The sequence below is a fragment of the Reyranella sp. genome, from assembly GCF_050185545.1.
Classification (GTDB): Bacteria; Pseudomonadota; Alphaproteobacteria; order Reyranellales; family Reyranellaceae; genus Reyranella.
This window is the reverse complement of sequence record NZ_JBFWZI010000084.1, coordinates 6,393-29,806: the sequence shown is the minus strand read 5'-3', so window position 1 is coordinate 29,806 and position 23,414 is coordinate 6,393. Positions and strand designations below refer to the sequence as shown.

The window sequence follows — 23,414 nt, the reverse complement described above, 5'->3', positions numbered from 1 at the left end:
TCGTCGATCTGCAGGCGGACTGATTCTCGGCCGCCGAAGCGATCGATCCGCAAGGCGCCGGCGACATGCAGGATGGGCCGTGTCGGATCGAGCAGGGCCGGACCGAGCGCCGTCTGGCTGGCGCGGAAGGCGATCGCCTCGACCTTGCCCCTGCCTGCGCCGACCAGGCTGCAGCGCACGTGGCCGTCGCCGACCGGCTGGGCGTAGTTCACACGCACACCGGTGAAGGCGAAGCGCGGCAGGGCGTTGCCGGCGCCGAACGGGCCGGCCCGCTCGATCATGCCCACCAGCTCCGCCGTCGCGGCACCCGGCGCCAGGGCTGCATCGATGCCCAGCTCGCGGACCGCCGGCGCTGCGCCGAGCTGCGGCGCGATGCGCCGGTCGAGGAACTCGGCGAACGCCGGCAGCGCGCCGCGGGCCACCGTGACGCCGGCCGCCATGGCGTGGCCGCCTCCGTTCAGCAGCAGGCCGGACTGGCGCGCGGCGATCACGGCCGCACCAAGATCGACGCCGCGCACCGAGCGGCCGGATCCCTTGCCGATCTGCTCCGTCCCCTCCTCGCCCGACATGCCGATCACGAAAGCCGGGCGGCCGTAGCGCTCGACCAGACGGCTGGCGACGATGCCGATCACGCCGACATGCCAGCCCTCGCTTTCGACCACCAGGACCGCCGGCAGGCCCTTGCGATCGGGTCCGTACAGGCCTTCGATGCGGGCGATCGCCTGGTCGAGCACCTCGCGCTCGATTGCCCGCCGCTCGGCGTTGAACTCGTCGAGCCGGAGCGCCAGGGCGGCCACCTCGTGCGGATCGTCGCTCGACAACAGCCGCGCGCCCAGCGCGGCCTCGCCGACCCGTCCGCCGGCATTGACCCGCGGTCCCAGCATGAAGCCCAGGTGATAGGCGCCGGGTGGCTCGCGCAGACGCGCCATGTCGGCCAGCGCCACCAGGCCGGCATTGCCGCGCTGAGCCATCACGGCGAGACCCTGGCGCACCAGGGCGCGGTTGACGCCGGTCAACGGGACGACGTCGCACACCGTGCCCAGCGCCACGAGGTCGAGCCATTGCCTGAGGTCGGGCTCACGCCGCCCGGTCGCCTCGCCCGCGGCGGCGTACCAGCCCGCCTGGCGCAGCGAGCGGTTGACGCCGACGGCCAGGAGGAAGGCCACGCCGACGGCCGCGAGCTGCTTGTGCGGGCTCGCATCATCGAGCCGGTTGGGGTCGACCACGGCCACCGCGTCGGGCAGCGCCGGCTCCGCCATGTGATGATCGATGACGATAAGGTCGAGACCGGCGCGGCGCGCCTCGGCGATCGGCTCGAAGGCGGTCACGCCGCAATCGACGGTGACCACCACCGACGCGCCCTCGGCCTTGAGCTTGAGCAGCGCCGGCGCGTTCGGGCCATAGCCTTCCCTGCGGCGATCCGGAATGTAGACGTCGATGTTGCCGCCGACGCTGCGGAAGAAGCGCAGCAGCAGCGCCGCCGACGTGGCGCCATCGACGTCGTAGTCGCCGAATACGACGATGCGCTCGCCGGCGCGCACCGCCCGCACCAGACGCTCGATGGCGGCATCCATGTCGCGCAGGTGCGATGGATCGGGGAGGAACTTGCGCAAGGTCGGCTCGAGGAAATCCGGCACCCCTTCGAGGTCGACCTCGCGTGCGGCGAGCAGGCGGCTGATCGAATCGGGCAGGCCGTGACGTTGGGCCATCGCAAGGGCGATCCGTTCGTCGGCCAGCCGGGACGCCCACCGGCGTCCGGTCAGGGACCGCTCGACGCCGAGGAAGGCTGCCCGCTCGTGGCGGATGTCCGTGCTCATGCTCTCACCATAGCCGAAGCCGCTGTGGACACCTCACGACAGGCTGCGACGAACCATGCTAGGTCTGCGCGATGCGTGCGATCAGATTGCTGTTCGTCCTGGTTGCGTCGGCCACACTGGCGGTGCCCGCCTTCGCCCAGAGCACGCGGGACTGGATCACCGGACTTCCGCGCGAGGCCGTGCCCGTCAAGAGCTGGCCGGGCAACAGGAAGGTCGCCATCTGCTTCGTGCTCTACGTCGAGGTCTGGGGCATGGGTCACGGGCCGAACTTCCGCCCGGACATGGCCGGACGCTCGCCCGACGTGGTCGACGAGGCGTTCCGCCAGTACGCCATCGAATGGGGCGTGCCGCGCGTCGGCCGACTGTTCAAGGAGCAGGGCGTGCCGCTCAGCATCGCGCTCAACGCCCAGTTCCCCGAGCAGCAACCGGAAACCTGGCGGCGGTTCCGCGCGCTGGCGCCCCATGCCCCGATCATCGCGCACGGCATCAACAACTCGACCGAGCAGCTGCCGCTGCAGGCCGGCATGGACGCCCAGAAGGCCTACATCGCGCGCACGCTCGACATGATCGAGAAGAGCACCGGACAGCGCCCGCGCGGCTGGTCGAGCCCGAGCGTCTTTCCCAATGCCGAGACCTACACGGCGACCGCCGCCGAGGGCATCAGCTACTCGCTCGACGGGATGGATTCGGATGTCCTGTCGCGGCTGGTGACGCCGGCCGGTCCGCTGGTGCTGGTCCCCTATCCGCCGCAGACCGTCGACATGGGACAGTATCTCGCGCGCCTGAAGGAGCCGGTCGATCTCGAGCGGCAATGGATCGACTATGCGAGCGAGCTCGCCCGCGAGGCCGCCGCCGATCCCGACCGACCCGCCACCGTAGTCGCCATCGGCATTCACCCTTTCGTGGTCGGCACGCCGTCCGGCGCCGCGTCCTTCCGCCGGGTGCTCGAGGCGCTGAAGAAGCAGCCGCTGATCTGGCTCACCGACACGGAAGCGGTGATGGCGGCGAGCGGGCGGAAGCCGTAGGGAAGCGTCATCGCTGGGAGCGCGCCACTCCGATGGCGCTCATGGGGATGTGTCATCAACAAGAAGAGCGCCATTGGAGTGGCGCGCTCCCAGCGAGGAGCATGACTACCTGTTCCGCAACACCGCGATGTTGAGGCGGCGCTCGGTGGCGCCGCCGAACTGCAGCGTCACCGGTGCGCTCTCGGCAATCTCGAACAGCACGCTGAGGCGGATGCCGGGGCAGTCCGGGCGACGCGTCGAGGCGAGGATGGGCAGGCGTCGGTCGTATTGCACGGCGTCGATCCAGGCGTCGCCCGACGAGGTCACCTGGTAACGGCCGGCCGAGACCCATTCCAGGGTGACGGTGCCGCCCATCCCGTCGTCGCGGCCGCGTTCTGGCGGCACCATATAGATCACCTTGCTGACCGGCTTCAGGAGCAGCGCGAAGACGCCCTCCTTGGGCAGCGCCAGCTCGCTGTCGACGGTGGCCATGAAGCCGTCGCCGAACCATTCGCGCTCACGCTCGACCGACCAGGCGAATTGCCGGCAGCCATCCTCGCCCACGGCTTGCCCGGCAAGGCCGACCACGGCGCTCGAGAACAAGATGCCGGCAGTCAGGACGGCCCGCATCCCACCATCATGATCAAGCCCAGTTCGGCAGGCCAGACTTGATCGTGAAATTGTGATGGGCGGAGACCCAGCGCACCGTGCCGGTCTTCGAGCGCATCACGATCGAATGGGTCTCGGCGCCGTTGTGGAAGCGGCGCACGCCCTTCAGCATCGAGCCCGAGGTCACGCCGGTCGCGGCGAACATCACGTCGCCCCTGGCCATCTCGGTCATCGAGTACTTGCGATTGAGGTCGGTGATGCCGAGGCGGCGCGCCCGCCCCTTCTCGTCGTCGTTGCGGAACAGCAGGCGGCCCTGGATCTGCCCGCCGATGGCGCGCAGCGCCGCCGCCGCCAGCACGCCCTCCGGCGCGCCGCCCGAACCCATGTAGATGTCGATGCCCGACTCGCCGGTCGACGTGGCGATGACACCCGACACGTCGCCGTCGCCGATCAGCATGATGCGGGCGCCCGCCTCGCGCACCTTGGCGATCAGCTCGGAATGGCGCGGCCGGTCGAGGATGCAGACCACGAGGTCGGCGATCTCGACCTTCTTGGCTTTGGCAAGATCGCCGAGGTTCTGCTGCGGCGTCTTGTCGAGATCGACCACGCCCTCGGGCAGACCTCCGCCGACCGCAATCTTGTCCATGTAAACATCAGGTGCGTTGAGGAACCCACCATGCTCCGCCATGGCGATGACGGCGAGCGCATTGGGCAGGCCCTTGGCGGTGATCGTGGTGCCCTCGAGCGGATCGAGGGCGATGTCGATCTTGGGCATGCCGGCCTGCGCCAGCCCGACCTTCTCGCCGATGTAGAGCATCGGCGCCTCGTCGCGCTCGCCCTCGCCGATCACCACGGTCCCGTCGATCGACAGCGAGTTGAGCGTCGTGCGCATGGCATCGACCGCCGCCTGATCGGCCTTCTTCTCGTCGCCGCGGCCCATCAGCTTGGAGGCGGCGAGCGCCGCCGCCTCGGTGACTCGCACCACCTCGAGCGCGAGATTACGGTCGAGCTTCACGTCGTTGGCCATCGTCTCCTCCGTCGGCGTCTTCTTGCGTTGGCAGGACGCCATGCAAAAAACTCAAAACGCCTCGATCCTGATGACGCACGGCTCCTCGGCCACCGCCTTCAGCTTGGTGATCCGTGCCAGCGCTCGCCGCATGGCCGCCTCGTTGGTCTCGTGCGTCGTCAGCACGACCGGCACTTCGCCGGACTGTGAACGGCCACGCTGCAGCATCGATTCCAGGGAAATGCGCTCCTTGGCCAGCGCACCCGACACGCCGGCGATCACGCCCGGCCGGTCCTGCACCATCAGGCGCATGTAGTATGCGCCCTCGTGCCGCTCCATCGGCGAGACCTTCTTGTCGGCGAGACGTGCCGCCGGCACGACGAAGGCCGGCATCTCGCGGCCGCGCGCGACGTCGACCAGGTCGGCGACGACAGCCGAAGCGGTCGGCCCCTGCCCGGCGCCGCGGCCCTGGAACATCGTCGTGCCGACGAAATCGCCTTCGACCACGACGGCGTTGAAGACGCCCTCGATGTGCGCGATCGGCGCGGCCAGCGGCACCATGCAGGGATGCACGCGCTGCTCGATGCCGTGGCTGGTCTCACGCGCGAGGCCCAGCAGCTTGATGCGAAAGCCGAGCTCCTCGGCGAACTGGATGTCGCTGGCACTGACGTGGCGGATGCCCTCGACATGCACGCCGGCGAAATTCACCTTGGCGCCGAACGCCGCGCCGGTCAGCACGGCGAGCTTGTGCGCCGCGTCGATGCCGTCGACGTCGAAGCTGGGATCGGCCTCGGCATAGCCCGCCGCCTGCGCCTCGGCCAGCACGACGTCGAAGTCGCGGCCGGTCTCGCGCATGGTGGTGAGGATGTAATTGCAGGTGCCGTTGAGGATGCCGTAGAGCCGCCGGACGCGGTTGCCGACCAGCCCTTCGCGCAGCGCCTTGATGATCGGAATGCCGCCGGCCACCGCCGCCTCGAAGGCGAGCATGCGCCCCTTGGCCTCGGCTGCGGCGGCGAGATCGGCGCCGTGCATGGCGAGCAGCGCCTTGTTGGCGGTGACGACGTGCTTGCCCGAGCCCAGCGCCTTCTGCACCAGCCGGCGCGCCACGCCGCCCGAGCCGCCGATCAGCTCGACGACGACGTCGATGTCGTCGGCCGTCGCGAGGGACAGCGGGTCGTTCTCCCAGCGCACGCCGCTGAGATCGATGTCGCGCTTCCTGGCCTTGCGGCGCGCGCTGACCGCCACGACCTTGAGCGGCCGTCCGCCGCGCACGGCGAGGAGCCGGCCGTGCTCGGCCAACAGCTTGACGACGCCGGACCCCACGGTGCCGAGTCCGGCGATGCCTATTCTGAGAGGTGACTTCATGGTCGCCTGATACGACAGGTTGCGGCTAAGCGCGAGCCTTGATCGGCGTGATGTTGTCCCCCACCCCGCGCAGGTAGAGATCGATGGCGCGGCCCGGGTCGGCCATCACTTGGCGGATGTTGCGGATTGCCTGGCGGATCCGGTGCTTGTTCTCGACCAGCGCGATGCGGACATGGGCGTCGCCGTGCTCGCCGAACCCGATGCCGGGCGAGACCGCGACGTTGGCTTGAGTCAGGAGCAACTTGGAGAAGGCGAGCGAGCCCAGCTCGCCGAAAGCCTGCGGAATGGGCGCCCAGGCGAACATGCTGGCCGACGGCGCCGGCAGCGACCAGCCCGCCGCCGCCAAGCCCTCGATCAGCACGTCGCGCCGCTCCTTGTAGGTGTTGCGCGCCTCGACGATGCAGTCCTGCGGGCCGTTCAAGGCGGCGGTAGCCGCAACCTGGACCGGCGTGAAGGCGCCGTAATCAAGATACGACTTGATGCGCGTCAGCGCCTGGATCAGCGTCTTGTTGCCGGCGGCGAAGCCGATGCGCCAGCCGGCCATCGAGTAGGTCTTGCTCATCGAGGTGAACTCGACGGCGATCTCGCGCGCGCCCGGCACCTGCAGCACCGACGGCGGCGGCACGCCGTCGAAGTAGATCTCGGCATAGGCAAGATCGCTCAGGATCCAGATGCCCTGGCGTTTGCAGAAATCGACGATGGCGGCATAGAAGTCGAGATCGACCACCTGCGCCGTCGGATTCGACGGGTAGTTGAGCACGAGGGCGATCGGCTTCGGCACGGTGTGGCGCACCGCCCGCTCGAGCGCCGGCAGGAACTCCGCGAGCGACGTGCTGCCCGGCACCGGAATGTGGCGCACCGAGCCGCCGGCGATGATGAAGCCGTAGGGATGGATCGGATAGCTGGGGTTGGGCACCAGCACGATATCGCCCGGCGAGGTGATGGCCTGCGCCAGGTTGGCGAGTCCCTCCTTCGAGCCCAGCGTGACGATGATCTCGCTCTCGGGGTCGAGCTCGACCCCGAAGCGCCGCGCATAGTAGGCGGCCTGCGCCTTGCGCAGCCCGGGGATGCCGCGCGAGGCGGAGTAACCATGGGCGCGCGGATTGCCCGCCGCCTCGGCGAGCTTGGCGACGATGTGCGGAGCGGTCGGCAGGTCGGGATTGCCCATGCCGAGATCGATCACGTCCTGGCCGGCACCGCGCGCCCGGGCCTTCATGGCGTTCACCTCGGCGAAGACGTACGGGGGCAGGCGCTTGAGACGGTGAAACTCCGAATCGTCCATTGTTGTTGTCCTCGGCACTAGAGCTCGACGGTGATGTCGGCCCGTCGATTGGCGGCGACGCCGCGGGGGTTCGTGGGGTCGTAGATCGGCTCGGCGTCGGAGGCTGCCTCGGCGACGATGCGGTCGCGCGGCACGCCGAGGCGAATCAGCTGGCTGGCGATCGCGAGTGCGCGCCGCCGCGACACGTCCAGGTTGCCCTTCGCCAGTGCGGCGACCGACGAGCCGTAGGCGTCCTCGGCCGCGTGCGCCACGATGCGCACCCTCCCCCCGTTGCCGCGCTGCATCTCGGCAACCTTCTGCAGGATCGCCATGTCGGTGGCGGTGAGATCCGACGACATCTGGGCGAACTGGATGACGGCCACCCGCCTCGCGCCGACCCATGGCCGCGTCGCCTGCGGTGCCGTCGATTGCGGGGATGCCGCGGCGAGCTCGACCGCCGGGCGCGCACCGGGCGGCGTCCAACCGGGCGGCGGCACGAAGGCGGCGTTCGGATTGCCCGCTGCTCGCGGCAGTGCCGACGGCGCCGCCATCACCGATGCGGGTGGCGGTGCGGCGGCGACCGACGTTGCTGCCGGCGCTGTCGCGGCGGGCGGGCTCCAGCCTGGCGGTGGCACGAAAGCCTTGTTGGCGTCGGCCTGGCGCGGCGCCTGGGCGCCTCGCGTCGGCGCAGGAGCGGGTACGGGTTCCGCGGCGGCCGTCGCCGTCGGCGCGGACTGTCCCGGAGGTGTCCAGCCGGCCGGTGGCACGAAGGCCTTGTTCGGGTCGGGACCGCGTGATGCCGCCGCGACCCGGGTGGGCGGCGGCGCCTCGGGCGCCGTCACGGTTTGCGCAGGCGGTGCCGGCGATGGCGTCGCGGTCGTCGACGCAGGCGCCCCGACCGGCTGTTGCGCCGGAGGAGTCCAACCCGGTGGCGGCACGAACGCTTTGTTCGGGTCAACGGCACGCGATGCCGCCGCGACGCGCGTTGGCGCCGGCGCCGGCGCCGGTTGAGCCTGCGGAGTTGGCGCTGGTTGCTCCGGCGCAGGCATCACAACGGCGGGTTGACCCGGCGGAGTCCAGCCGGGCGGCGGCACGAATGCCTTGTTCGCGTCTCTCGGTTGTGGCGCGGGAGTAACCGGTTCCGCGACTGCCGATGGCGGCGGCGGCGCCATGATCTGCATCGTCTGCGTCGGAGCCGGCGTCATGGGAGCGGCAGCCGCAACCTCAGCGGTTGCCGGAACCGACTGTCCCGGTGCTGTCCAGCCCGGCGGCGGCACGAACGCCTTGTTGGGGTCGGCCGCCCGCGATGGCATCGCAACAAACGTCGAAGCTGACGGCGTGGAAGTCGCGGGTGCAGGCGCGGCCGCAACGTCCGCAGCTGGCGGCGCACTCTGCCCGGGCGCGGTCCAGCCCGGTGGCGGCACGAACGCCTTGTTGAGGTCGGCGGCGCGGGCCTGCCTTGCCGCCGGCACAGGCGGCGTCGGCGGTGATACAGCCGGTGCCGGGGCCTCCGCCGCGGCCACTGACGCTGCCTGTCCGGGAGGAGTCCAGCCGGGTGGTGGCACGAACGCCTTGTTGACGTCGCCGCGCGGCGTGACAGCCGGTGCCGGAGCGGCTGGCCGCGGCGCCGTCGCGGTGGTTTGGGCGGGCGCTGGCGGTACGGGCTCGGGAGTCGCCGGCGGTTCGGGGCGTGGCGGTGGGGCGCTACTCTCAGCGACAGGCGGTGGAGCAGCCGGCGGCGCAGGTTCGCTCGCGGCCGGTGCCGCTGGAGCCATGCTTGCGCGAATCACGGCGGGGGGATCGTCGGCGCTCGCCACTGCGGGCGTCACGGTTGCTGTGTGACCTGGCGGCGTCCAGCCGGCCGGTGGCACGAACGCCTTGTTCGGATCGCCAGAGGGCGCGGAGGATCGCGGCCCCGGCGCAGTTGGCACCGGTGCCGCTGGTGGCGGGGTGGCCGGCGGCGTGGAGGCGTCCGGTTGCGGTGCAGGCGGTGGCGCCGCCGATGGCGGAGCCGGTGGTACCGTTGCGGGAGTGGGTGCCGCCGGTGCGGGTGCCGCCGGTGCGGGGGCCGCCGGTGCGGGGGCCGCAGGCGGAGCGGGCTCAGGCTGCGCCGCGGGGCGCGGCTCGGGCATCGATCCGTCACGCCCCAGCTGCGCGCCCGCGGGACGTCCCGGTAGCGAACCCGGCGCTGCTGTCGGCTTCGGCGGTGGCGGCGGCTCGTTTGCCTTGGCTTCCTTCTCGGCCGCTTCGCGCGCCTGCCGCTCCTCGCGGGCCTTGGCATCGCGTTCGGCGGCTTCCTTTTCGGCGGCTTCCTTCTGCGCCTTCTGGCCACCCTTCGCGTCCACCAGGGAGCCTATCCGCGGCTGGCGGGTCTCGTCGGTGGCGGCGATTCCCTGGTCGTACCCGCGGCCGCCATTGCTGGCGGGCAGCGCGTTAGCGCCCTGGACCTGACTGTCCGCCCCCGGCCGCGCCTTCTGGCTGGTTGCCGGGGAGCCGCCGCCAAGCCAGCCGCAGCCCGTCAGCAACGCCAAAGCGGAGACGCTGAGCAGGCCGCGCAGAATGCGACCGCCGCTGATCCCGTCCACGTGTCGCCGCATCACCGCCACCCGTTGCCTCGCCCGTATACCCCGCGCGTCCTTCGGTGTAGCGAAGTCCGAGAGGAAGTTTGACCCGTCAGTTGTCGCAGCCTACCTATGACGTCAGATGGGCGGCCCGGGAAGACGGTTCCGGTGGGCCGCCGATCGATGAAGGTATCGCAAGAAATGCCCCAAAGGCAATGATTCAGAAGGGGAAACGAATGTCGGAGACGTCAACCCCCAACGTCATTCCAGAGTTGACGTCGGCCGAATCCGAAAAGATGCAGGCGGCGTTCAGGGACATTGCGCAGCGTAGTCAGAAGCTGCTCGAAACCTTCGCCGAGCGGCAAAAGGCCGAGGGCCCACAGCCGGCTGATCCGCTGCGCCTCACCCAGACCTTCATGGATTTCACGGCCAAGCTGATGGCCGACCCCAATCGCCTGGTGCAGGCGCAGATCGAGCTGTGGCAGCAATACATGAAGCTATGGCAGATCACCGCCCAGCGCATGATGGGCCAGCCGGTCACGCCACTGGTCGAGCCGGCCAAGGGCGACAAGCGGTTCAACGATCCGGCGTGGAAGGACGAGGTCGTCTTCGACTACCTGAAGCAGTCCTACCTGCTGACTTCGCGCTGGCTGCAGGACAACGTCAAGCAGGTCGAAGGTCTCGACGACAAGACCGCGAAGAAGGTCGATTTCTACACGCGGCAGTTCATCGACGCCCTGTCGCCGTCGAACTTCGCCCTGACCAATCCGCAGGTGGTAAAGGCGACCGTCGAGAGCAAGGGCGAGAACCTGCTGAAGGGCCTGCAGAACCTGCTGACCGATCTCGAGCGCGGCAAGGGCAAGCTCGCCATCCGACAGACCGACATGTCGGCCTTCAAGGTCGGCGAGAATGTCGCCACCTCCCCCGGCAAGGTCGTCTTCCAGAACGACCTGATCCAGCTGCTGCAGTACGCGCCGTCGACCGACGAGGTCTACGCCATGCCGCTGCTGATCGTGCCGCCGTGGATCAACAAGTTCTACATCCTCGACCTCAAGCCGGAGAACTCGTTCATCAAGTGGGCGACCGAGCAGGGCTACACGGTGTTCGTCATCTCCTGGGTCAATCCCGACGAGCGCCTGACCAGACTGGTGTTCGAGGACTACATGAGGTTGGGGCCGCTGGCGGCGCTCGACGCCATCGAGAAGGCGACCGGCGAGAAGAAGGTCTCGGCGATCGGCTATTGCATCGGCGGCACGCTGATGGCGGCGACGCTGGCCTGGATGGCGGCGCGCGGCGACGACCGCATCGCCGCCTGCACGTTCTTCACCGCGCAGGTCGATTTCTCCGAGCCGGGCGAGCTCGGCGTCTTCATCGACGAGGACCAGCTCGCCGGCCTCGAGGAGATGATGAGCAAGAAGGGCTATCTCGAGGGCAGCGAGATGGCGACCACCTTCAACATGCTGCGCGCCAACGACCTCATCTGGTCGTTCGTGGTCAACAACTACCTGATGGGCAAGGACCCCTTCCCGTTCGACCTGCTGTTCTGGAATGCCGACGCCACGCGCATGCCGGCGGCCATGCACAGTTACTACCTGCGCAACATGTACCAGAAGAACCTGCTGGTGCAGCCGGGCGCGCTCACCCTCGACGGCGTGCCGATCGACCTGCGCAAGATCGCCATCCCGATCTACCTGCAGGCCGGCAAGGAGGACCACATCGCGCCGGCCAAGTCGGTCTACAAGGCGACGCAGATCTTCTCCGGCCCGGTGCGCTTCATGCTGGCCGGCTCGGGCCATATCGCTGGCGTCGTCAATCCGCCGCGCAACAGGAAGTACCAGCACTGGCTGAACGAGACGCAGCACAATCCGCCCACGCTGGAGGAATGGCGCGCCGGAGCCCAGGAGTTCCCGGGCTCGTGGTGGCACGATTGGGACAAGTGGCTGTCGGCCAAGTCGGGCCCGAAGGTGCCGGCCCGCATCCCCGGCGCCGGCGGCCTGCCCGCCCTCGAGGACGCGCCCGGCAGCTACGTCAAGCTGCGCACGGTGGAGTGAGGCTTCGCTGGGAGCGCGCCACTCCGATGGCGCTCATGGGATGTGTGATTGGCAAGAAGAGCGCCATCAGAGTGGCGCGCTCCCAGCCATGACCCCTCCGTCGCCGTAAGACGGTGACACCTCCCCAGCTTCGCTGGGGAGAAACATGAGTCCTATTCCGCGGCCTGGCGCTCGCCCATCCTGTAGCGCCGGCTGAGCTTCACGTAGCCGTCGACGACGTCCCCGAAGGTCTCGAAATCCTTTCCGGTGAGGTCGCGCATCTTCCGCGCCGGATTGCCGGCCCACAATTCGCCGCGGCGGACGATCTTGCCCGGCGTCACGAGGGCGCCGGCCGCGACCATGGCGCCGCTCTCCACCACGGCGCCATCGAGCACGCTGGCGCGCATGCCGACGAAGGCGTCGTCCTGGATTTCACAGGCATGCAGCAGCGCCATATGGCCGACCGACACGTTGCGGCCGACGACCGTCATCAGGCCGCGCTTGGCGATATGGACGACCGTGCCGTCCTGCAGGTTGGTGTTCTCGCCGATGCGAATTCCCGGCCCGTCGCCGCGCAGGATGCAGCCGAACCAGATGCTCGCATTCGCACCGATCTCGACGTCGCCGACGAGGGTGGCGTTGACGGCGACGAAGGCCGACCTGTCGACCCGCGGCACGAACCCGCCGAACGGGACGATCAGGCCGGACATCGATGCCTGTGGCGGCCGATCAGCGCTTCGAGAACTGGAAGCGGCGGCGGGCGCCGGCCCGGCCGTACTTCTTGCGCTCGACGACGCGGCTGTCGCGCGTCAGGAAGCCGTTCGACTTCATGGCGCCGCGCAGGGCCGGCTCGAACTTGGCCAGCGCCTGGGCGATGCCGTGGCGCACGGCGCCGGCCTGGCCCGACAGCCCGCCGCCCGAGACGGTGGCGAACACGTCGAACTGGTCGCGCCGCTGCGAGACGTCGAACGGCTGCTGGATGACCATCTGCTGGGTCGGACGAGCGAAGTAGATCGCCTGGTCGCGGCCGTTGACGGTGATCTTGCCGGTGCCCGGCTTCACCCAGACGCGGGCGACGGCGTTCTTGCGCCGGCCGGTGGCGTAGGCGCGCCCCTGGCTGTCGACTTCCCGCTCGCGCACCGCCGCCGGCGCGACCGTGCCGGCAACCGGTGCCTTCTTCAGTTCGGCAAACGACGAAAGTTCGGTAGCCATATCAGCCGATCCTCGAGTTCTTGCGGTTCAGGGCAGCGACGTCGAGCTTCTCCGGCTGCTGCGCTTCGTGGGTGTGGTCGGGCCCCTTGAAGACCCGCAGGTTCTTCATCTGGGCGCGTCCCAGCGGACCGCGCGTGATCATGCGCTCCACCGCCTTGACGATGACGCGCTCGGGGAAACGGCCCTCCAGCCGCTTGCCCAGGGTCTCGCCCTTGATGCCGCCGGGATGGCCGGTGTGCCAGTAGAAGTACTCTCGCTCGGCCTTGCGGCCGGTCAGGCGCACCTTTTCGGCATTGACGACGATGATGTTGTCGCCGCAATCGATATGCGGCGTGAAGGTCGGCTTGTGCTTGCCGCGCAGGCGCATGGCGATGATCGAGGCGAGGCGGCCAAGGACCAGCCCGTCGGCGTCGATCAGCACCCACTTCTTCTGCACGTCGGCAGTTTTGAGACTGAAGGTTTTCATGGGTCTTTCTTCCGTGAGCGCGGGCTTATGGCCATAAACGCATGGCCTGTCAATCACTTAAGAGCGCGGTAGTATATTACCTCAACCTTGGGGCAGACCACGTTTGGGCGGAATGGAGTAGGTCACCGTCGCATGGGCTACCGGATCTGGTTTCCCCTCGCTCCGGATCATGAAATCGCCGACCGCCAGCGACCGTCCGAGCTTCAGGAGTCGCCCCTCGCCGATCAGGTCGGCGCGCTCGGGCCGGCGCATGAAATTGATGTTGAGGTTGGTGGTCACCGCGAGCGCGACCGGACCCAGCCGTCCCAGCAGCAGCAGGTAGAAGCCGAAATCGACCAGGAACATAAGGGTGGGGCCCGAGACGGTGCCGCCCGGCCTCAGGTTGCGTTCATGGGTCGGCAGACGGATCCGAATGCTGGTGTCGTCGAGATGCTCGATCACCGCCCCCGCCTCTACGGCCTGGGGAAACTCCTCGTCGATGAACTTCTGCAGATCGGCGGGTGACATCACTGGCATGACGACAACGGTCCTCCTGTGTCAGGATGTAGCATGACCGAAGCGATCAACGAGCCCGTGCTGCTGCGCCGCGACGACGGTCGCGTCGCCATTCTCACGCTCAATCGGCCGAAGGCGATGAACGCGCTGTCCGGCGAGCTGATCGATGCCCTGCAGGCCGAGTTCGACAAGCTCGCGAGGGACAGGGAGATCCGCTGCGTTGTCATCGAGGCGGCCGGCCGTGCGTTCTCCTCCGGGCACGATCTGCGCGAAGTCCGCTCGAGCGACGACTACGGCTTCCATCACGACCTGCTGACGCGCTGCTCGACGATGATGATGTCGATTCGCCGCCTGCCCCAGCCGGTCATCGCCAAGGTGCATGCCATCGCCACGGCCGCAGGCTGCCAGCTCGTCGCGGCCTGCGATCTCGCGGTCGCCTCGACCGACGCCAGGTTCGCCACGCCGGGCGTCAATATCGGCCTGTTCTGCGGCACGCCGTCGGTGCCGCTCGGCCGCAATGTCGGCTCCAAGCGGGCGCTCGACATGCTGTTCACCGGCGAGCCGATCGACGCCGAAAGCGCGCTGCGCGACGGCTTGGTGAGCCGGGTCGTGCCGCCGGCCGAGCTCGACAGCACGACGATGGCCGTCGCCCGCACGATCGCCGGCAAGTCGCCCCTGGTTCTCGCCCAGGGCAAGGAGCTGTTCCACAAGCACATGGAGATGGATGTCGAGAAGGCCTACGCCTACGCCACCGCCTACATGGCCGGCGCCATCAAGCGCGAGGACGCCAAGCTCGGCATCGACGCCTTCGTGAACAAGCGGGGCTTGCCCGAGTGGACGGGGCGATAGGCAATGAGCGTTCAGGTAGCTCCCCATAAGCAAGCGATGGATTGGATCCGCTCGCGCGGGATGTCTGCTCATAGTCGCTGAGTTTGCCGGGCCGACGTCCCATAGGCGCCAACTCTTCGACCTCGCGTCATTGCTGGGAGCGCCACTCCGATGGCGCTCATGGGATGTCTAGTCATCAAGAAGAGCGCCATCGGAGTGGCGCTCCCAGCACATGGTGCGTCTTTCCGCACTCCGGCATGAAGCCTCGACTGCCTAGCGAACAGGCACAGGCGCCGCCCTGCGGCAAACTTTGGCAATCTCCCTCGCCTGCGCGTTCGGCATGGGCTAGGGTTCGCCGCAAGTGCCGACGTGACCAAGATCGGCAGGGTTCAAGGGAGGCTTCTTGGATACGCTCGAGCGCGCCGTGAGGTCCATCGACTGGGTCAATCGCTGTGTCGGCCGGATCGTCGCCTGGTTGACCCTCGTCACCGTGGTTATCTGCGGCGCCGTCGTGCTGCTGCGGTATTCCGCCGGCGTCGGCCATGTGTGGATGCAGGAACTCTATGTCTGGACCCACGCCATGACCTTCCTGCTGGCGGCGGGTTTCGCCTACCTGCTGAACGCCCACGTCCGCGTCGACATCTTTTACGCCGGGTTCAGCGCCCGCGGGAAAGCCTGGGTCGATCTGTTCGGCGTGATCTTCCTGCTCATGCCCTGGCTGGTCCTGCTCGGCTGGACGGCGTGGACCTACGTCTCCTACTCCTGGCAGACGAACGAGATATCGGTGCAGAGCAACGGCATGCCGGCGATGTACGTGCTCAAGTCGTCGATCCTGGGCTTCGTGGCGCTCGTCGGCCTGCAGGGCGTGGCCTGGATCGGTCGTTCCATCCTGGTGCTCGGCGGACGCGAGCCGCCGCCTTCCGAGACGCTGACCGGGCCACTGGGTTAGGGCGCGTACGCGATGTCCACCGCTACGGTCGGCGATATCCTCGCCATTTTGTTGTTCGTGATCGGCACCTTCGGCGTGCTGGTCGGCTTCCCCATTGCCTTCAGCCTCGCCGGCTTCTCGCTGATGTTCGCAGCGCTGGGCTGGGCGCTCGGCGCATTCGATCCGATCATCCTCACCAGCCTGCCGTCCCGCTACTTCGGCCTGATGACCAACGAGGTGCTGGTCGCCGTGCCGTTGTTCATCTTCATGGGCGCCGTGCTCGAACGCTCCAAGATCGCCGAGGCGCTGCTCGAGACCATGGGCCAGCTGTTCGGCTCGATGCGCGGCGGCCTGGCGATCTCGGTGGTGATCGTCGGCGCCCTGCTCGCCGCGTCGACCGGCGTGGTCGGCGCCACCGTCGTCACCATGGGCCTGCTCAGCCTGCCGGCGATGATGCGCGCCGGCTACCATCCAGGGCTCGCCACTGGAGTCATCTGCGCCTCTGGCACGCTCGGCCAGATCATTCCGCCCTCGGTGATCCTGATCTTCGTCGGCGACCTGCTGATGGGCGCCAACCTGCTCGCCGGCCAGCGCACCGGCAAGCCGGTCGACCCGGTTTCGGTCGGCGATCTGTTCGCCGGCGCATTTCTGCCGGGGCTTGCGCTGGTCGGGCTCTATATCATCTACATCCTCGTGCTGGCCGTGGTCCGGCCGCGCGACTGCCCGGCCCTGGTGATGACCGACGCGGAGCGCGCTTCGCTTGGCCGCCGCTTCGTGCGCGCCCTGATCCCGCCGCTGCTGCTGATCATCGCCGTGCTGGGCTCGATCCTGGGCGGCATCGCCACGCCGACCGAGGCCGCCTCGATCGGCGCCGTCGGCGCCATGGTGCTGGCTGCCTTCAACCGCGCCTTCTCGTTCGCCACCCTGCTGGCCGTCATGCGCAACACCGCGGTGATCAGCGCCCTGGTGTTCGGAATCGTGCTCGGCGTGTCGGTGTTCTCGCTGGTCTTCCGCGGGTTGGGCGGCGAGCACCTGGTCGAGCAGGTCCTGTCCAACGTTCCGGGCGGCGCCTTCGGCGCGGTCATGGCGGTCATGCTGGTCATGTTCGTGCTCGGCTTCTTCATGGACACGATCGAGATCATCCTGATCGTCGTGCCGATCACCGCGCCCGTCATCATCGCCATGGGCGTGGAGCCGGTGTGGCTGGGGGTCATGATCGGGGTGAACCTGCAGACCGCCTTCCTGACGCCGCCGGTCGGTTTCGCGCTGTTCTACATGCGCGCCGTCGCACCGGCATCGATCACCACGGGCGCGATCTATCGTGGCATCATCCCGTTCGTGGCCCTGCAGGTGATGGCCATCGCCATCCTGTGGATGGCGCCCGGGCTGGCGACCTGGCTGCCCAAGATGGTGTTTCCCGACGCGGTTCCCGCTGCCGGCAGCGGGCAGCCCGGCTCGGTGCTCGACGACATCCTGAAGAACCCGTCGGGCGGAGCGCCGGCGCCGGCCGGCTCCCCGCTCGATCAGCTGCTGAACCAGCCGCCACCGTCCGACAAGCCGTCGGCGGACGATCCCGTGCTCGACCGCCTGCTCAACAAGCGCAATTGACGCGACGAGGGCCGGCGTTGCCGCCGGCCCTCGCTCGTCCCTCGGCGATCGCGAAGGGAGATATCAGGTCGGCCGGAAGCCGATCAGGCGGGCGTTGAGAAATTCCTGCAGACCGATCCGGGTCCACGCCATCTGCTGACGCTGGAACTTGTAGTACGAATCCAGCGTCTTCTTTGTCAGCGCGTCGCCGCCGTCGCGAAGCTCGCCCAGCACGTCGCTCCAGGCCTTGCCGTAGGCCTTGATGAAGTCCTCCGGCAGGTGCTTCAGCTGCACGTTGTGCTGCTTGATCAGCACCTCGAGCGCGCCGGCGTTGCTCGCATCGTTCTCGGCTGTGAGCTGGACGTGTTCCTCGGCGCAGGCCCAGGCGAAGATCTGCTGGATGTCCTTGGGCAGCGAGTCGAACTTCGCCTTGTTGACCGAGATCTCGTTCAAGGTCGCCGGCTCGTGCAGCCCGGGCCAGTAATAGTACTTGGTGACCTTGTAGAAGCCCGCGGCCAGGTCTTGCCACGGCCCGACCCATTCGGTGGCATCGATCGCACCGGACTGCAAGGCGCCGAAGATCTCGCCCACCGGCAGGTTGACGATGGTGGCGCCCAGCTTGCGCAGCGCTTCGCCGCCGAAGCCGGGAATGCGCATCTTGAGGCCCTTGAAGTCGGCCGCCGACTTGATCTCCTTGTTGAACCAGCCAGCCATCTGCACGCTGGTCGAGCCGGCGTGGAAGCCCTTGAGGCCGAAATTGGCGTAGGCCTCGTCCCACAGCTGCTGGCCGCCCCCGTAACGCAGCCAGGCCACCGTCTCGTAGTTGGTCATGCCGAACGGCACCGTGGTGTAGAGACTGAGGATCTTGGCCTTGTTCTGCCAGTAGTAGGGGGTCGAGTGCATGGCGTCCGCCGTGCCGCGTTGCACCGCATCGAACGCCTCGAAGGCCGGCACCAGCTCGCCGGCGGCAAACACCTTGATCGTCAGCCGGCCACCCGTGACCTCGCTGATGTTCTTGGCGAAGCGCTCCGCGGCGGTACCGCCGCCAGGGAACATCTTCGGCCAGCTCGTCACCATGCGCCATTCCTGACGGCCCTGCGAGATGGCTGGCGAGGCCAGCGTGGTCGCCACCGTCGCCGCGGCGATCCCGCCCGCCGCCACCTTGCCCAACTTGCGTCGCTTGATCTTGTCCATCGTCCTCTCCTCCCAATAGTGAGGCCCTGGTCAACTCCCCGCGTACTTGCTCACGGACCTCGATTGTCGAGCCCCATGTAGGCACATCCTAATGCCACCGACTCGCCTTGCGCATCATCAAAGAGCCGCCGAGCGGCGATTCCGCGAGCTCTTGCGCTTGTTCGGCCCGCCCCGAGGTCGGGGCGGCCACATGTCCTGTCGGGGTGAACGTAAGCTTCTCTTCAGGCGGCCCCGCCTCGTTCGTCAGGACGGCCTCTCTACGAGATCGATCGGCCGCTCACCTCGCACCAGCCGGGCGATATTCTCGGCCACCACGGCGACGCGCGCCTGAACCGTGCCTTCGCTGCCGCCGGCGACGTGCGGCCTCATCAGGACGTTCGGCAGCTCGTGAAACGCCTGCGAGGCCGGCCAGGTAGGAGATTGATCCTGCGGATAGCGATACCACACGTCGATTGCCGCACCGGCGATGCGGCGCTCGGCGAGGGCCTGATAGAGCGCTTCGCCGTCGATGATCTCGGCGCGCGCGACGTTGACGAGCCAGGCGGTGGGCTTCATCAGGCCAAGCTCGTGCGTCCCGATCAGGCCGCGTGTCGTCTCGTTCAGTGAGAAGGAGATCACGCCAAAGACGACCTTCTGCATGGCCGGACTGTGCGACCCAGGCTCGACCGCTGGCAATTACCCGACCGGTCGTCGAAGGCTGATTGGATGACTTGCCATCTATTGGCAAGTCATCGATCATGAGCCATGCCTTCCCGCACAACCACCGGCCGCGATGCCTTCGGCTCGCTGCTCTCGCGGGCGGCCCGCCAGTGGCGGCGGGCCGCCGACCTTCGCCTGCAACCCTTTGCCCTCACCGAGGCGACCTGGCTGCCGCTGATCCGCATTGCGCGCGCCCCGACCCCGCCGCGTCAGAAGGACCTCGCGGAATCGATGTCGCTCGACGGCTCGTCGGTCGTGCGCCTGCTCGACAACCTCGAAGCGGCCGGGCTGGTCCGACGCAAGGAAGGCGCGCACGACAGGCGCGCCAAGGTCATCGTGCTGACGCCGCGCGGCCGCGGCATCGCCGACCAGGTCGAGACGATTTCGCGGCGCGTCCGCAGCGACGCGCTGGCCGGTCTCACGGCAAAGGACATCGACACGGCGATCCGCGTGCTCGAGCATGTCTGCCGCGCGCTCGACACCGCCACCGGAGTCGATGCTTGAGCGCGCCGCTGTGGCTGCTGACGCTGATCACCTTCAGCGGCACCTTCGCCATGCACTCGTTCGTGCCGGCCCTGCCCGAGGCGGCACAGGCGCTTGGCGCCAGCCTGGCCGAGATGCAGGCGACGATGAGCGTCTATATTTTCGGCTTGGCCATCGGCCAGCTCGCCTACGGCCCTTTGTCCGACCGGTTCGGCCGGCGGCCGGTGCTGATGGCGGGCCTGGTGCTCTATGCCGCGGCCGGCCTCGCTGCTGCGTTCGTGTCGGACGCCCACTCCCTGATCGTCGCCCGCCTGCTGCAGGCGCTGGGCGGCAGCGCCGGGCTGGTGATCGGCCGGGCCATCGTGCGCGACTCGGCCCTGCCCCACGAAGCCGGACGACGCCTGGCGGTGATGAACCTGATGATCGTGCTCGGTCCTGGCCTGGCGCCGCTGGTCGGCGGCGTGCTCGCGGCGAGCCTGGGCTGGCGCTCGATTTTCCTCGGCCTCGCGCTGCTCGGGATCGTCAACCTGCTGTTCAGCTGGAGCCTGCTGCCCGAGACCCGATCGGCCGACACCATGCCGAGGATGTCCGCGCTGGCCCGCAACTACGGGCGCCTTCTCGTGTCGCCGGCCTTCGTCGGCTTCGCAGTCGGCGGCGGGTGCGCGACGACATCGATGTATGCCTTCCTCGGCGCCTCTCCCTTCATCTTCATGCAGCAACTGCATCGGCCGGACTACGAGGTCGGCCTCTACCCCGCCATCGTCATGGCCGGCGTATGGCTGGGAACGGTCGCCGCGACGCGGCTCATTCGTCGTCTGCCGATCGACCGCCTGGCCGTGTCGGCGAACCTGCTGAGCGTTCTCGCCTCCTTCGTCTTCCTGGGCGCGGTGCTGTCGAACCAGCTTACCGTGCCGCTGGCGATCGTCCCGATGTTCGTGTTCGGCATCGGTGTCGGCGTCGCTTCGCCGGCGGCCCTTACCCAGGCGCTCGGCGTCGACCCGGCGGTCATCGGTTCGGCCTCGGGCCTCTACGGATTCTCACAGATGGGTGTGGGCGCAATCTGCACCACCCTGGTCGGGGTGGGCACAGATCCCGCCCTCACGACGGCGATCATCCTGGTTGGCGCCGGCGTCGTCGGCCAAGTCGCGTTCTGGTGCGCGATGCGCCGCCGGCAGCCATAGGGCACACAGGCGCCAACTTTGGCGGGTATCATCAACAAGAAAAGCGCCACGCGAGTGGCGCGCTCATATGCGCCACTTTACAGAAGACCTCACCCTGAGGAGCGGCCCGGAGGGCAGCGTCTCGATTCGGGCGAAGTAACCTTCGCCCTTTGGTCGGCAACAAATCAGGTGCTGCGACACTGCCGTTCCAGCGATCTCGTATGTTGCCCATCCTTCGAGACGGTCGCTACGCGACCTCCTCAGGATGAGGACTTTGCTGGTCCAGCCAAAATAGCGCCTATGAGTGGCGCCCCTCGCAGCGATGAGTTCGGCTATTGCCGCCAGTCGGTGCCCTTGCCCTCGATCAGGCGCAGCGCCGCCTTCCAGTCGGAGACGCCGAAGTCCGGCGAAGCCCGTTGCTGGCGCGCCCGCTCGCCGTAGCGGCGGACGACCTCGTCGTCGATTGGCGCCGGCTCCTCGTCGAGGCCGCGAGCGATGATCTCGACCTCGCAGGCGCGCTCCAGCATGTACAGCCGGCGCAGCGCCGCCGGGACGGTGGCGCCGACGGCCAGCAGGCCGTGATTGCGCAGCACGACCGCGCTGCCCTTCTGGCAGGTGATACCGAGCGCCTCGCATTCCTCGTCCGAGGTCGGCATGCCGTACTCGTGGTAGACGACCTCGTCGAGCACGGCGAGCGCGTCCTGGCTAATCGGGCGCAGGCCCTTCTTCAGCACCGAGATGCCCGTGCCGGCGCGGGTATGGGTATGCATGACGCAATTGACGTCGGGCCGTGCCTTGTAGACGCCGCTGTGGATGGTGAAGCCCGCCGCGTTGAAGCTGCCGTCGTCGCTGTAGACCTTGCCGTCGAGGTCCATCTTGACCAGGCTCGAGGCGGTGATCTCGTGGAACAGGTCGCCGTAATTGTTGATCAGGAAGCACTTCGGATCGTCGGCGATGCGCACCGTCATGTGGGTGTTGATGGTGTCGGTCCAGCCGTACACATCGGTGATCCGATAGAGCGCGGCGAGATCGCAGCGCGCCTGCCATTCGGCATCGGTCATGTTGAGACGGCCCTGCTGAACAACGGTATCCATCGCTGCATTCCTTTCGTTAGCCGACGTTCATGCCCTTCATGAAGGTCGACGGAACCACGCTCTTCACCGATTGCGCGCGCTTGGCGAGCCAATAGGCCTGCGCCGGCGGCACCGAGCCGAACTGCTTGTCGACTCCGAGCTTCTGCGCGGCGTCCATCGGCCAATTGGGATTGTAGAGCAACTCACGGGCCAGAGCGATCAGGTCTGCCCTGCCCTCCTGCAGGATCTGCTCTGCCTGGTCGGCATGGACGATCAGGCCGACCGCCATGGTCATGATCCCGGCATCGCGGCGCAGCCGCTCGGCATAGGGCACCTGGTAGCCGTAGGTCACCGGGCCCGCGCTCACCACCGGCGAGCCGCGCATGCCGCCCGAGCTGCAGTCGATCACGTCGACACCCTTGGGCTTCAGGATCCGGGCCAGGGCCACGCTCTGGTCGGGTCCCCAGCCGGCGTCGTCCTCGACCGAGAAGCGCACGAACAGCGGCTTGCTGGCCGGCCAGTGCGCCCGCACGCTTTCCACCACCTCGATGCAGAAGCGCATGCGGTTGAGCTCGCTGCCGCCATACTCGTCGTTGCGCAGGTTGGAGAATGGCGAGAGGAACTGGTGGATCAGGTAGCCATGTGCGGCATGGACATCGAGCACGTCGAACCCCGCCTCGTGGGCGCGCCGTGCCGCCTGGCCCCAGCGCTCGACCACCTCGGGGATCTCCGCGCGCGTGAGCGCGCGCGGCGTCGGATCGGTCTCAGGCGCGCTGCGGGCGCTCGACGACACCAGCTCCCACGCCTCCCAGTCGTCGATCTCGGGCGACGGCACGAGCGGTGCACCGCCCTCCCACGGCCGGAACCGGCGGGCCTTGCGCCCGGAATGGCCGAGCTGGATGCCCGGCACGGCGTTGTGCTTGCGGATGAATTCCACGCAGCGCTTCAGGCCGGGGATGAAGGCGTCGTCCCAGATACCAAGGTCGCCGACCGTGCCGCAGCCGCGCCGCTCGACCTTGGTCGATTCCATGATCACCAGCCCGGCGCCGCCGGCGGCGTAGCGGCCGGCATTCATCAGGTGCCAGTCGGTGGCGAAGCCCTTGACCGCCGAGTACTGGTGCATCGGCGCCACCACGACGCGGTTCTTCAGGGTCACGTCACGCAGGGAAATCGGTTCGAAAAGCAGGGGTTGCGCCATGTATACTCCTTGCATGACCGCCGTGATCCACGACCACTACGACGATTCCTACCTGCGCAAAATCCTGCGCGAGTGCAAGACAATCGCCATGGTCGGCGCCTCGGCCAACTGGAATCGCCCGAGCTATTTCGCGATGAAGTATCTGCTGGATCGCGGCTACAGGGTCATCCCGGTCAATCCCGCCGCAGCCGGCCAGGAAATCATGGGCCAGAAGGTCTACGCGGCCCTGGCCGAACTGCCGGTCAAGGCCGACATGGTCGACATCTTCCGCAACTCGGCGGCGGCCGGCCCGATCACCGACGACGCGATCGCCCACGGCGCCAAGGTCGTATGGATGCAGCTCGGCGTGCGCAACGACGCCGCGGCTGAGCGGGCCGAGGCGGCCGGCCTGCGCGTGGTGATGAACCGCTGCCCCAAGATCGAGCATTCCCGCCTCGC

General features: G+C 68.2%; 22 protein-coding genes. 8 read left to right on the top strand and 14 right to left on the bottom strand.

Annotated features, from left to right (window positions below):
* Positions 1 to 1,817, bottom strand: a 1,817-nt coding sequence (gene recJ / locus AB7O82_RS21255) for a single-stranded-DNA-specific exonuclease RecJ (RefSeq protein ID WP_428620113.1), incomplete at its 3' end; no start/stop codon positions are given.
* 71 nt (positions 1,818 to 1,888) lie between these two features.
* Here recJ and AB7O82_RS21250 point away from each other — a divergent pair.
* On the top strand, positions 1,889 to 2,842 hold the full coding sequence (locus AB7O82_RS21250; protein ID WP_428620112.1) for a polysaccharide deacetylase: 954 nt from the start codon (positions 1,889 to 1,891) through the stop codon (positions 2,840 to 2,842).
* A 105-nt stretch (positions 2,843 to 2,947) separates the two neighbouring features.
* Here AB7O82_RS21250 and AB7O82_RS21245 read toward each other — a convergent pair whose 3' ends face one another.
* The 5 genes from AB7O82_RS21245 to AB7O82_RS21225 are packed head-to-tail and all read right to left on the bottom strand — an operon-like array spanning position 2,948 to position 7,904.
* Positions 2,948 to 3,451: a hypothetical protein gene (locus tag AB7O82_RS21245; protein WP_428542700.1), complete on the bottom strand. Its 504-nt coding sequence runs from the start codon at positions 3,449 to 3,451 to the stop codon at positions 2,948 to 2,950.
* A gap of 13 nt (positions 3,452 to 3,464) precedes the next feature.
* Positions 3,465 to 4,499: a class II fructose-bisphosphatase gene (gene glpX / locus AB7O82_RS21240; protein WP_428542703.1), complete on the bottom strand. Its 1,035-nt coding sequence runs from the start codon at positions 4,497 to 4,499 to the stop codon at positions 3,465 to 3,467.
* Between the two features lie 9 nt (positions 4,500 to 4,508).
* Positions 4,509 to 5,801, bottom strand: a complete 1,293-nt coding sequence (locus tag AB7O82_RS21235) for a homoserine dehydrogenase (RefSeq protein WP_428542706.1) — start codon at positions 5,799 to 5,801, stop codon at positions 4,509 to 4,511.
* Positions 5,802 to 5,826: 25 nt separating this feature from the next.
* Positions 5,827 to 7,083 (bottom strand): LL-diaminopimelate aminotransferase, encoded by a 1,257-nt coding sequence (locus AB7O82_RS21230; protein ID WP_428542709.1) that lies wholly within the window; start codon positions 7,081 to 7,083, stop codon positions 5,827 to 5,829.
* Positions 7,084 to 7,100: 17 nt separating this feature from the next.
* Positions 7,101 to 7,904, bottom strand: a complete 804-nt coding sequence (locus AB7O82_RS21225; protein ID WP_428542712.1) for an OmpA family protein — start codon at positions 7,902 to 7,904, stop codon at positions 7,101 to 7,103.
* Between the two features lie 1,955 nt (positions 7,905 to 9,859).
* On the opposite strand from AB7O82_RS21225, the gene AB7O82_RS21220 reads away from it, so the two are divergent.
* Positions 9,860 to 11,674 (top strand): PHA/PHB synthase family protein, encoded by a 1,815-nt coding sequence (locus AB7O82_RS21220; protein WP_428542715.1) that lies wholly within the window; start codon positions 9,860 to 9,862, stop codon positions 11,672 to 11,674.
* Positions 11,675 to 11,826: 152 nt separating this feature from the next.
* Here the strand turns inward: AB7O82_RS21220 and AB7O82_RS21215 are convergent, their stop codons facing one another.
* The 4 genes from AB7O82_RS21215 to AB7O82_RS21200 form a co-directional block, all read right to left on the bottom strand.
* Positions 11,827 to 12,363 (bottom strand): gamma carbonic anhydrase family protein, encoded by a 537-nt coding sequence (locus tag AB7O82_RS21215; RefSeq protein ID WP_428542718.1) that lies wholly within the window; start codon positions 12,361 to 12,363, stop codon positions 11,827 to 11,829.
* 19 nt (positions 12,364 to 12,382) lie between these two features.
* Positions 12,383 to 12,865, bottom strand: coding sequence for a 30S ribosomal protein S9 (rpsI, locus tag AB7O82_RS21210; RefSeq protein WP_428542721.1), 483 nt, complete (start codon positions 12,863 to 12,865; stop codon positions 12,383 to 12,385).
* Position 12,866: 1 nt separating this feature from the next.
* Positions 12,867 to 13,331, bottom strand: coding sequence for a 50S ribosomal protein L13 (gene rplM / locus AB7O82_RS21205; protein ID WP_428542724.1), 465 nt, complete (start codon positions 13,329 to 13,331; stop codon positions 12,867 to 12,869).
* Between the two features lie 81 nt (positions 13,332 to 13,412).
* The gene (locus AB7O82_RS21200) at positions 13,413 to 13,847 is read right to left on the bottom strand and encodes a PaaI family thioesterase (RefSeq protein ID WP_428542727.1); all 435 of its coding nucleotides are present in this window, start codon (positions 13,845 to 13,847) and stop codon (positions 13,413 to 13,415) included.
* A 33-nt stretch (positions 13,848 to 13,880) separates the two neighbouring features.
* Here AB7O82_RS21200 and AB7O82_RS21195 point away from each other — a divergent pair, with 33 nt between their 5' ends.
* The 3 genes from AB7O82_RS21195 (at position 13,881) to AB7O82_RS21185 (ending at position 17,190) form a co-directional block, all read left to right on the top strand.
* On the top strand, positions 13,881 to 14,675 hold the full coding sequence (locus AB7O82_RS21195; protein WP_428542730.1) for an enoyl-CoA hydratase: 795 nt from the start codon (positions 13,881 to 13,883) through the stop codon (positions 14,673 to 14,675).
* 382 nt (positions 14,676 to 15,057) lie between these two features.
* Entirely contained in the window at positions 15,058 to 15,603 is a 546-nt protein-coding gene (locus AB7O82_RS21190; RefSeq protein WP_428542733.1) for a TRAP transporter small permease subunit, read from the top strand.
* 12 nt (positions 15,604 to 15,615) lie between these two features.
* The gene (locus AB7O82_RS21185; RefSeq protein WP_428542736.1) at positions 15,616 to 17,190 is read left to right on the top strand and encodes a TRAP transporter large permease; all 1,575 of its coding nucleotides are present in this window, start codon (positions 15,616 to 15,618) and stop codon (positions 17,188 to 17,190) included.
* A gap of 63 nt (positions 17,191 to 17,253) precedes the next feature.
* Here AB7O82_RS21185 and AB7O82_RS21180 read toward each other — a convergent pair whose 3' ends face one another.
* Entirely contained in the window at positions 17,254 to 18,363 is a 1,110-nt protein-coding gene (locus AB7O82_RS21180) for a TRAP transporter substrate-binding protein (RefSeq protein WP_428542739.1), read from the bottom strand.
* A 243-nt stretch (positions 18,364 to 18,606) separates the two neighbouring features.
* On the bottom strand, positions 18,607 to 19,002 hold the full coding sequence (locus AB7O82_RS21175; protein ID WP_428542742.1) for an NAD(P)-dependent oxidoreductase: 396 nt from the start codon (positions 19,000 to 19,002) through the stop codon (positions 18,607 to 18,609).
* A 105-nt stretch (positions 19,003 to 19,107) separates the two neighbouring features.
* Here AB7O82_RS21175 and AB7O82_RS21170 point away from each other — a divergent pair, with 105 nt between their 5' ends.
* Positions 19,108 to 19,566: a MarR family winged helix-turn-helix transcriptional regulator gene (locus AB7O82_RS21170; RefSeq protein ID WP_428542745.1), complete on the top strand. Its 459-nt coding sequence runs from the start codon at positions 19,108 to 19,110 to the stop codon at positions 19,564 to 19,566.
* Entirely contained in the window at positions 19,563 to 20,726 is a 1,164-nt protein-coding gene (locus AB7O82_RS21165; RefSeq protein WP_428542748.1) for a multidrug effflux MFS transporter, read from the top strand. The genes AB7O82_RS21170 and AB7O82_RS21165 overlap by 4 nt, the downstream gene beginning before the upstream one ends.
* 311 nt (positions 20,727 to 21,037) lie before the next feature.
* Here the strand turns inward: AB7O82_RS21165 and AB7O82_RS21160 are convergent, their stop codons facing one another.
* Positions 21,038 to 21,799: a class II aldolase/adducin family protein gene (locus AB7O82_RS21160; protein WP_428542751.1), complete on the bottom strand. Its 762-nt coding sequence runs from the start codon at positions 21,797 to 21,799 to the stop codon at positions 21,038 to 21,040.
* Positions 21,800 to 21,815: 16 nt separating this feature from the next.
* On the bottom strand, positions 21,816 to 22,976 hold the full coding sequence (locus AB7O82_RS21155; RefSeq protein WP_428542754.1) for an NADH:flavin oxidoreductase/NADH oxidase: 1,161 nt from the start codon (positions 22,974 to 22,976) through the stop codon (positions 21,816 to 21,818).
* A gap of 22 nt (positions 22,977 to 22,998) precedes the next feature.
* Here AB7O82_RS21155 and AB7O82_RS21150 point away from each other — a divergent pair.
* On the top strand, positions 22,999 to 23,414 hold a 416-nt coding region (locus AB7O82_RS21150), incomplete at its 3' end, for a CoA-binding protein (RefSeq protein WP_428542796.1).